This window comes from Neisseria sp. P0001.S005 (assembly GCF_051963715.1).
The window spans coordinates 115,045-124,139 of record NZ_JBQCTZ010000001.1 but is presented as its reverse complement, the minus strand read 5'-3'; the positions used below and the strand labels follow the sequence as shown (position 1 = coordinate 124,139).

The window sequence follows — 9,095 nt, the reverse complement described above, 5'->3', positions numbered from 1 at the left end:
GCCAACAAAGGTATCGCGCTGTTGATTTTCGTTGCGGCACTTTGGTTTACCGAAGCCGTACACATTACCGTTACCGCACTGATGATCCCTATCCTTGCCGTTGTACTCGGTTTCCCGGATATGGACATCAAAAAAGCGATGGCCGGTTTCTCCGACCCGACGATTTACATCTTCTTCGGCGGCTTCGCGCTTGCAACCGCCCTGCACATGCAGCGTCTCGACCGTAAAATTGCCGTCAGCCTGTTGCGCCTATCCCGTGGCAATATGAAAGTTGCCGTGTTGATGCTGTTTGCCGTTACCGCCTTCCTGTCTATGTGGATCAGTAACACTGCGACTGCCGCGATGATGTTGCCTTTGGCAATGGGCATGATGAGCCACCTCGACCAAGAAAAAGAACGCAAAACCTACGTTTTCGTCCTGCTCGGTATCGCCTACTGTGCCAGTATCGGCGGTTTGGGTACCGTGGTAGGTTCTCCGCCGAACATGATTGCCGCCAAAGCGCTGAACTTGGACTTCGTCGGCTGGATGAAGCTCGGCCTGCCGATGATGCTGTTGATTCTGCCGCTGATGCTGTTCTCCATGTACGTCATCCTCAAACCTAATTTGAACGAGCGCGTGGAAGTTAAAGCCGAATCTATCCCTTGGACTTTGCACCGCGTTATCGCGCTGTTGATTTTCTTGGCAGCCGCCATCGCTTGGGTATTCAGCTCCAAAATCAAAGCCGCATTTGGCATTTCCAACCCCGATACCGTTATCGCCCTGATTGCCGCCGTTGCCGTCGTCGTATTCGGCGTGGCGCAATGGAAAGAAGTTGCCCGCAATACCGACTGGGGTGTATTGATGCTCTTCGGTGGCGGTATCAGCTTGAGCGCGTTGCTGCAATCTTCCGGCGCATCTGAAGCTCTGGGTCAGCAAGTTGCTTCCACGTTCTCCCACTCTCCTGCATTGCTGGTGATTTTCGTGGTTGCCACCTTCATCATCTTCCTGACTGAGTTCACCAGTAACACAGCTTCCGCCGCCCTGCTTGTGCCTATTTTCGCCAGCATCGCCGCGCAAATGGGTCTGCCCGAACAAGTCTTGGTATTCGTCATCGGTGTCGGCGCATCTTGTGCCTTCATGTTGCCGGTTGCCACACCGCCTAACGCGATTGTGTTCGGTACAGGCTTGATTAAGCAACGCGAAATGATGAATGTCGGCTTATTGCTGAATATCCTCTGCGTGGTATTGGTTGCTCTGTGGGCTTATGCTGTACTGATGTAAACCATCGACTAAGTAACAAGGCCGTCTGAAAGAATATTTTTCAGACGGCCTTGAAGTTTCTCGTTCAGACACAATTTAACGAATGATTCAAAACCGGATTCTAACGAAAGGAAACCCATGATTATCCTGCACACCAACAAAGGCGACATCAAAATCGAACTCGATTTCGACAAAGCCCCCGTTACTGCTAAAAACTTCGAGCAATACGTTAAAGACGGCTTCTACGACGGCGTAATCTTCCACCGCGTCATCAAAGGCTTCATGATTCAAGGCGGCGGCATGGATGAAAACATGAACGAAAAAGAAACCCGTGATCCGATTCAAAACGAAGCGTCCAACGGTTTGCCTAACGAAAAATACACCATCGCCATGGCGCGTACTTCCGATCCTCATTCTGCCAGCGCGCAATTCTTCATCAACACTGCCGACAACGCTTTCCTGAACTTCCGTTCTAAAGAGCTGTACGGCAAAACCGTCGTTCAAGACTGGGGCTATGCCGTATTCGGTAAAGTCGTTGACGGTTTTGATGTTGTCGATGCCATCGAAGGCGTTTCTACTAAACGTCACGGCTACCACGACGACGTACCGAGCGACCCTGTTATCATCACTAAAGCCGAAGTGGTTTAATTGACTTGATTTCCCATAAAAACAGCCTGTCCGAATTAAAACCGGACAGGCTGTTTTTCAATAATGACGCATACCATCACACATCATAAGTACCAACCACGCATGCCGAATCCAACACATGACCCTGCATGGCAAAATGCAGCTCATTAAAGCGGAAACCGCGCGGCAAATCCAAAACGGTATCCAGCGCGTACACAATCAGTTCATAACGATGGCGGTTGTTCGGTGGTGCCATACCGCCGTAAAACGAGGCCTCTTCGATTTCAAATTTACCCAACGCGCTCGCCCAAGTGTTCGCACCCTGCGTAAAATCTGTTGCAGAAATACTTTCATTTTCTGCCACGGAAGTACGTTTCAAATCCGAAATCAACCAATGTGTCCATACGAAACCCGATGCCGAAATGGCATCTTTGTCTTCCAACACCACGGCAAACGATTTTGTTCCTTCAGGTGCATCTTCGATCTCAAAAGGAATCGAATAAGAAGGCATACCGCTCGGGCTGAACTGGCTGCCGCGCTTGCCGTATTTGTCTTCAAATTCGCCGTTGACAATAGCTTTACTGCTGACTTTCATCTTAATATCTCCCAATAGTAGGTTTATTCATTCTAACCAACACCAAGGCCGTCTGAAAGATACTGCCGTTTTCACTTTCCCGATGTCGCATTTTCAGACGGCCTCAAGCAATATTCACAATTCGATCAAACACATTTGACATTCCATAGTATAATCCGCCGCATGAAAACTACACAGGATACGCATTATGGATTGGAAAGGTCGTGAACAAAGCCAAAACGTCGAAGATCGCCGCGGAAGCCGTGGCGGTGGTGGCGGCAAAACACCGGGCATACTCGGCATTATCGTGGTTTTGGTCGGCGCATATTACGGCGTGGATTTGAGCGGTTTGGTTGGCGGCTCATCTTCGATGGGCATCCCTACCCAGCAAGCCTCCCGACTTGACAGCCAACAAGAAGCCGAATTGAACGAACTGTCCCGCGTTGTCCTTGCCGATACGGAAAAAGCATGGAGTAAATATTTCCAGCAGCACGGCCAACGCTATACGCCGGCAACCATGGTGTTGTATGAAGGCGGTACGTCCACCGCCTGCGGTACGGGCCAATCTGCCATGGGTCCGTTTTACTGCCCGGGCGACCAAAAAGTTTATTTGGATTTGAGCTTCTACGAAGACATGCGCACCAAACTCAAATCTGCCAGCGATGCCGCATTTGCCTACGTTATTGCCCATGAAGTCGGCCATCACGTTCAAAACCTGCTCGGCATTCTGCCTAAAGTCCACAAAATGCAACAACAAGTCGGCAAAAAAGAGGCCAATGCCCTTTCCGTTAAACTCGAATTGCAGGCCGACTGCTTCGCCGGTATTTGGGGACACTACGCCGTCAACAACAACATCTTCAAAGCAGAAGACATTCAAAAAGCGATGCTGGCCGCCGAATCCGTCGGCGACGACCGCTTGCAGAAACAGGCTCAGGGCTATGTCGTTCCCGACAGCTTTACCCATGGCTCGTCCGAAGAACGCATGACTTGGCTCAAACGCGGCTTGGAAAGCGGCGATATCAACCAATGCAACACTTTCAACAATTGATTCGTCCAAACAACACTGTTCTTTGATGTAACGACAAAAGGCCGTCTGAATTCTTCAGACGGCCTTTTAGCCGTGTTAGAATAACGCCTATTATTTTCCCTTAAATTCAAAGGAAATCCACATGGCAAATATCGCCCGCGACATTTTCAAAGCCTACGACATCCGGGGTATCGTCGGTAAAACCCTGACCGACGAAGCTGCCTACTTAATTGGCAAAGCCATTGCCACCAAAGCCTCCGAAAAAGGCATTACCCGTATCGCACTCGGTCGCGACGGCCGTTTGAGCGGTCCCGGCCTGATGGCACAAATTCAACGCGGTTTTACAGACAGCGGCATCGATGTCCTCAACGTTGGCATGGTTGCCACCCCTATGCTCTACTTCGCAGCCATCAACGAATGCGGCGGCAGCGGCGTAATGATTACCGGCAGCCACAATCCGCCCGATTACAACGGTTTCAAAATGATGCTCGGCGGCGACACGCTCGCAGGCGAAGCCATTCAAGAGCTTTTAGCTATTGTTGAAAAAGACGGTTTTGTTGCCACCGATAAACAAGGCAGCGTAATCGAAAAAGACATCTCCGGCGAATACCACAACAACATCGTCGGCCACATCAAGCTCAAACGCCCGATGAAAATCGTGATTGACGCGGGCAATGGTGTCGGCGGTGCATTCGCGGGCAAACTCTACAAAGGCTTGGGCAACGAAGTGACCGAACTTTTCTGCGAAGTAGACGGCAATTTCCCTAACCACCACCCTGATCCTTCCAAACCGAAAAACCTGCAAGACCTCATCGTCGAGCTTAAAAACAGCGATGCCGAAATCGGCTTGGCATTTGACGGCGATGCCGACCGCTTGGGCGTGGTCACCAAAGACGGCAACATCATCTATCCAGACCGCCAACTGATGCTTTTCGCGCAAGACGTGTTGAGCCGCAATCCTAAAGCCAAAGTGATTTTCGACGTCAAATCCACCCGTCTGCTCGCCCCTTGGATTAAAGAACACGGCGGTGATCCCGTAATGGAGAAAACCGGCCACAGCTTCATCAAATCCACCATGAAAAAAACCGGCGCACTGGTTGCCGGCGAAATGAGCGGACACATCTTCTTTAAAGAACGCTGGTTCGGCTTCGACGACGGTATGTATGCCGGCGCACGCCTCTTGGAAATCCTGTCTGCCTTCGACAATCCGTCCGAAGTATTGAACAAGCTGCCACAAAGCATTTCCACTCCGGAACTCAACATCGACCTGCCCGAAGGCAGCAACGGCCACAAAGTGATTGAAGAGCTGGCTGCCAATGCCAAGTTTGAAGGTGCGACCGAAATCATCACCATCGACGGCTTGCGCGTTGAATTCCCCGACGGCTTCGGCCTGATGCGTGCTTCCAATACCACACCGATTTTGGTGTTGCGTTTTGAAGCGGATACGCAAGAAGCGATTGAACGTATTCAAAACCAATTCAAAGCAGTCATTGAAAGCAATCCTGCATTGAAATGGCCGCTGTAAGGGTTTAGGCTAAAACAAAAGGCCGTCTGAAAATTATTTCAGACGGCCTTTAATATTAAACATTGATTATTTAAAGTTTGGAAACTAAGAATATCCCGGCTTGGTTATCCGACTTGCGCCAACTGTTGGCGCATTTCATCGATAACGGCTTTGTAATCCGGTTTGCCAAAAATCGCCGAACCGGCGACAAACGTATCCGCACCCGCCGCCGCAATTTCAGCAATATTGTCTGTTTTCACGCCGCCATCGACTTCCAATGCGATATGGCGGCCGCTTTGCCGTTCATACTCGTCCAACATCTCGCGCACTTTGCGGATTTTCACCAGTGTATTCGGGATAAAGCTTTGTCCGCCGAAGCCCGGGTTGACCGACATCAGCAACACCATATCCAGTTTGTCCAAAACGTTTTCCAGAATATTGACCGGCGTGGCAGGATTCAATACTAAGCCTGCCTGGCAGCCGTATTCTTTAATCAAACCCAAGCTGCGGTCGATGTGGCGGCTGGCTTCAGGATGAAAGGTAATGATATTGGCACCGGCTTTGGCAAACGCATGAATCAAATCGTCAACCGGCTCAACCATCAAATGCACATCGACCGGCACGGTTGCATACGGTTTCAAAGCCGCGCAAACCATAGGGCCGAAAGTCAGATTCGGCACATAATGATTGTCCATCACGTCAAAATGAATCAAATCCGCACCGGCGCGGATCACTTCGGCAACCTCTTCGCCCAAACGGGCAAAATCAGCGGACAAAATACTGGGTGCAATACGGTAGTCGGCCATGTTTATTCTCCTAAAGTGTGTTCCTTTGTCATTATCGCATTTTTAACCCTATGTTGTATGCTGCCGACAATATCTCTGCCGTCATTTTTATGAATTTACATTTCATATACATTAATGAAACTTATAATCACATAGTAAGGCTTTGAAAATAAATTATTAGATTACATATATGTGCAAAAAAATCTAACATCATTAACAAAAGTTAACTGCATTGATACTGCCTTTCACACGCTTATCGGTTATATTTCCAAACCTGATGAAACATTAGGAAAACACCGTGTCTGTTGCACTTTCCCGCTATCCGACTTTTATTTTCTTAGCACTCGCCCTACTCTGTTCCAGTCTGCCTGCACATGCCGATCCGTTTCTGGCCACTTTGAACGACTTCCACCCGAATTGCGACATCCGACAGCTCAATTTATCCGCCGACCAACACGCCGCCCTGCGCCGCCTGCGTACCGACTTCAAACAAATCAACGATAAAGCCTACCGTAAAACCGTACGCTCCGACCGCAACCGCCGTCAAACCATCATCAAAATCCTCTCCGGCGACTCATTCGACTCAAACGCCACTCGCGATTATGTTGAAAACCGCTACCTCTCCAGCATGGACTATGCGGTGGATGAAATGGAAATCCAATACCGCTTCTATCATCTGCTCAATCCACGCCAACGCCAGCAATGGTTGTCTTCATGCTTGCGCTAATAAATCAATAAAAATACAGAAAGGCCGTCTGAAACCATATTCAGACGGCCTTTGTTTTTTCAACCTTAATCCAGCACTCTTTCTTCCGACAACCGGCCTGCCCAGTCGCAGGCAAACTGCCATGCCGAACGGCCTGAACGGCTGCCACGCATTTGCGCCCATTGCAACGCGGCTTGGCGCGCTGTATCGTCAAAAGGCACATTGAAATCGTCCAACCAGTTGGCTACGGCGGTCAAATAATCGTTTTGATCGAAAGGATAAAAACTCAGCCATAAGCCGAAGCGGTCAGAAAGGGAAATTTTCTCCTCGACGGCCTCTTTCTGATGGATTTCTCCGCGAATGCCCGTAGTACCGCCGTTTTCATCCATGTATTCAGAAATTAAATGACGGCGGTTGGAAGTGGCATAAACCAAAACATTGGTGCAACGTTGCGACAGTCCGCCGTCTAAAGCAGTTTTCAAGGCTTTATAGGTTTCATCACCAGTTTCAAACGACAAATCATCGCAGAAAACGATAAATTTCTCGGGACGTTCGGACAACAGCGTCAATAAAGCCGGCAAGCTGATTAAATCGCTTTTATCCACCTCAATCAGTCGCAGGCCGCGCTCGGCATATTCGTGCAACAACGCTTTAACCAAGGAAGATTTGCCCGTACCGCGCGCGCCGGTCATCAAGACATTATTTGCCGGACGGCCTGCCAAAAATTGCTCGGTATTGCGTTTCAGCCTGTCGGTTTGCGAACCGACTGCCGCCAATCTGCTCAAAGGAAAGGTATGCGGACGCGGCAGGCTTTCCAAAATGCCTTTTTTGCCCACGCTGTGCCAACGGTAGGCCAAAGCGCGCCAGTCGGTTTTACCGGCTTCGTCAGGCAGGATTAAATCAAGACGGTTTAAAACGGAATTAGCTTTTTTCAAAAAATTGGATAATTTCATTTCGGCTTTCTTTTTTTTCAGACGGCCTTTTGAGCCAATACACGCATCACGGTATCGACAACGGCTTGGGTTTGCGGATCGATTTCAATATTGATGGGGTCGCCTTCTTTGCGGCTGCCAAACAGGGTACGCTCCAAAGTCTCCGGAATCAGGTGTACGCAAAATTCGCTGTCGCTGACTTCGCCTATGGTCAGGCTGCAACCGTCCAAACCGACAAAACCTTTGGTCAGGATGTAGGGTTTGAGGTTTTCCGGCAGCTCAAACCAAACTGTGCGGTTGAACTCGCTGGATTCAATACGGGAAATTCGGGTAACCGCCATCACATGGCCGCTCATCAAATGACCGCCGATTTCATCGCCAAACCGCGCCGCGCGTTCCAAATTGACACTGTCACCGACTTTCAAGCTGCCGAGATTGGTTTTGCGTAAGGTTTCGTCCATCAAATCAAAGCTGACTTTGTTGCCGTCGATTCGGGTAATGGTTAGGCAACAGCCGTTGTTGGCGACAGAGGCGCCGGTTTGCAGATTGTCGGCGATTTCGGGGGGCAGCTCGACAGTGTGGGTACGAAAGTCGGGCGAAGGTTGGGCGATGTCTGTAATTTTGCCCATGCCTTGTACTATGCCTGTAAACATGATGTCTTCTTTCCGATGGTACAATAAGGCGGATATTGTAGCATTTTCCAGGCACAAAGGCCGTCTGAAAGCAGTGATGGCGATGGTTTGGGGTATAATCGGATTTTTATTTCCGCAGCCCGATCATGCTCAGCTACCGCCACGCCTTCCATGCCGGCAACCATGCCGATATGCTCAAGCACTTTACCCTCTTTCTCGTCCTCGAATATTTCAACCGTAAAGACAAGCCCTATTGGTATATCGATACGCACAGCGGTGCCGGTTTGTATGATTTGAGTGGCGATGAAGCGCAAAAAGTCGGCGAATACAAACAAGGCATTGCGCTCTTGGAACAAGCTGACAAGCTGCCTGCCGAATTGGCCGAATTTGTAGGCCGTCTGAAACAAATACTGCCGCAAGACAATCTTTACTGCGGCTCGCCTTGGCTGGCACAGGCACTCACGCGCGACAGCGATAAAATGCGCCTCTTTGAGCTGCATCCTGCCGATTTTGTCCATTTGCAAAACAATATGCGTGAAGTCCGTCCTGCGCGTAAAGTACAGCTCAGCCAAGCGGACGGTTATCAAGGCTTGATTTCATTATTGCCTCCTCCGCCCCGCCGCGCCACAGTCTTGATTGATCCGCCCTACGAAGAAAAACAAGACTACCGCCGTGTCGTCCAAGTTTTGAAAGATGCTTTAAAACGCTTTGAAACCGGCTGCTACATGGTTTGGTATCCCTGCCTGAGCCGCGAAGAAAGCCGCAAACTGCCGGACGAACTCAAAAAAATCGCTCCCGACAATTATCTGCATGCCGAGCTCCATGTCCATACGCCACGCAGCGACGGCTTCGGTATGCACGGCAGCGGTATGTTCGTCATCAATCCGCCCTATATGCTTGCCGAACAGCTGCAAAACAATCTGCCCGAACTTTCCAAAATTTTGGCGCAAGATGCCGGCGCGCATTATGTATTGGAAAGCAAAACGAAATAAACGCTGTCGTCTGAACGCATACCCAAGCGCTTCGATGTTTCCGCCAGACCTGTTCGGACGGCCTTAACCCTTTATAC

The 9,095-nt window shown here is 49.9% G+C and carries 10 protein-coding genes; 6 read left to right on the top strand and 4 right to left on the bottom strand.

Features of this window, described 5'->3' with window-relative positions; genetic code table 11:
* Both ACTHSP_RS00720 and ACTHSP_RS00715 read left to right on the top strand, forming a co-directional pair.
* The coding region (locus ACTHSP_RS00720; RefSeq protein ID WP_440345450.1) for an SLC13 family permease at nt 1–1,260 on the top strand (1,260 nt) is incomplete at its 5' end.
* A gap of 117 nt (nt 1,261–1,377) precedes the next feature.
* Entirely contained in the window at nt 1,378–1,887 is a 510-nt protein-coding gene (locus ACTHSP_RS00715) for a peptidylprolyl isomerase (RefSeq protein ID WP_440345449.1), read from the top strand.
* 76 nt (nt 1,888–1,963) lie between these two features.
* Here the strand turns inward: ACTHSP_RS00715 and ACTHSP_RS00710 are convergent, their stop codons facing one another.
* The gene (locus ACTHSP_RS00710; protein WP_002232090.1) at nt 1,964–2,461 is read right to left on the bottom strand and encodes a YbhB/YbcL family Raf kinase inhibitor-like protein; all 498 of its coding nucleotides are present in this window, start codon (nt 2,459–2,461) and stop codon (nt 1,964–1,966) included.
* Nucleotides 2,462–2,648: 187 nt separating this feature from the next.
* Between ACTHSP_RS00710 and ypfJ the strand changes: the two genes are divergently transcribed.
* Both ypfJ and ACTHSP_RS00700 read left to right on the top strand, forming a co-directional pair.
* Nucleotides 2,649–3,488: a KPN_02809 family neutral zinc metallopeptidase gene (gene ypfJ, locus ACTHSP_RS00705; protein WP_107857149.1), complete on the top strand. Its 840-nt coding sequence runs from the start codon at nt 2,649–2,651 to the stop codon at nt 3,486–3,488.
* Nucleotides 3,489–3,609: 121 nt separating this feature from the next.
* Entirely contained in the window at nt 3,610–4,992 is a 1,383-nt protein-coding gene (locus tag ACTHSP_RS00700) for a phosphomannomutase/phosphoglucomutase (RefSeq protein WP_440345448.1), read from the top strand.
* 104 nt (nt 4,993–5,096) lie between these two features.
* Here the strand turns inward: ACTHSP_RS00700 and rpe are convergent, their stop codons facing one another.
* Nucleotides 5,097–5,777, bottom strand: coding sequence for a ribulose-phosphate 3-epimerase (gene rpe / locus ACTHSP_RS00695; RefSeq protein ID WP_440345447.1), 681 nt, complete (start codon nt 5,775–5,777; stop codon nt 5,097–5,099).
* A gap of 277 nt (nt 5,778–6,054) precedes the next feature.
* Between rpe and ACTHSP_RS00690 the strand changes: the two genes are divergently transcribed.
* A complete protein-coding gene (locus ACTHSP_RS00690; RefSeq protein WP_049351356.1) occupies nt 6,055–6,483 on the top strand; it encodes a Spy/CpxP family protein refolding chaperone in 429 nt (142 codons plus the stop codon).
* A 65-nt stretch (nt 6,484–6,548) separates the two neighbouring features.
* Here ACTHSP_RS00690 and ACTHSP_RS00685 read toward each other — a convergent pair whose 3' ends face one another.
* Complete coding sequence (locus tag ACTHSP_RS00685) at nt 6,549–7,415, bottom strand: ATP-binding protein (RefSeq protein ID WP_440345446.1); 867 nt, start codon at nt 7,413–7,415, stop codon at nt 6,549–6,551.
* Between the two features lie 17 nt (nt 7,416–7,432).
* Nucleotides 7,433–8,047, bottom strand: coding sequence for a riboflavin synthase subunit alpha (locus ACTHSP_RS00680; RefSeq protein ID WP_049351358.1), 615 nt, complete (start codon nt 8,045–8,047; stop codon nt 7,433–7,435).
* 125 nt (nt 8,048–8,172) lie between these two features.
* On the opposite strand from ACTHSP_RS00680, the gene ACTHSP_RS00675 reads away from it, so the two are divergent.
* Nucleotides 8,173–9,018, top strand: coding sequence for a 23S rRNA (adenine(2030)-N(6))-methyltransferase RlmJ (locus ACTHSP_RS00675; RefSeq protein ID WP_440345445.1), 846 nt, complete (start codon nt 8,173–8,175; stop codon nt 9,016–9,018).
* Nucleotides 9,019–9,095 lie beyond the last annotated feature (77 nt).

Bases quoted from the DNA above. Each gene is read 5' to 3' on its own strand.
- ACTHSP_RS00715 (WP_440345449.1), top strand. From the start codon at position 1,378: ATGATTATCCTGCACACCAACAAAGGCGACATCAAAATCGAACTCGAT.
- ACTHSP_RS00710 (WP_002232090.1), bottom strand. From the start codon at position 2,461: ATGAAAGTCAGCAGTAAAGCTATTGTCAACGGCGAATTTGAAGACAAA.
- ypfJ (WP_107857149.1), top strand. From the start codon at position 2,649: ATGGATTGGAAAGGTCGTGAACAAAGCCAAAACGTCGAAGATCGCCGC.
- ACTHSP_RS00700 (WP_440345448.1), top strand. From the start codon at position 3,610: ATGGCAAATATCGCCCGCGACATTTTCAAAGCCTACGACATCCGGGGT.
- rpe (WP_440345447.1), bottom strand. From the start codon at position 5,777: ATGGCCGACTACCGTATTGCACCCAGTATTTTGTCCGCTGATTTTGCC.
- ACTHSP_RS00685 (WP_440345446.1), bottom strand. From the start codon at position 7,415: ATGAAATTATCCAATTTTTTGAAAAAAGCTAATTCCGTTTTAAACCGT.
- ACTHSP_RS00680 (WP_049351358.1), bottom strand. From the start codon at position 8,047: ATGTTTACAGGCATAGTACAAGGCATGGGCAAAATTACAGACATCGCC.
- ACTHSP_RS00675 (WP_440345445.1), top strand. From the start codon at position 8,173: ATGCTCAGCTACCGCCACGCCTTCCATGCCGGCAACCATGCCGATATG.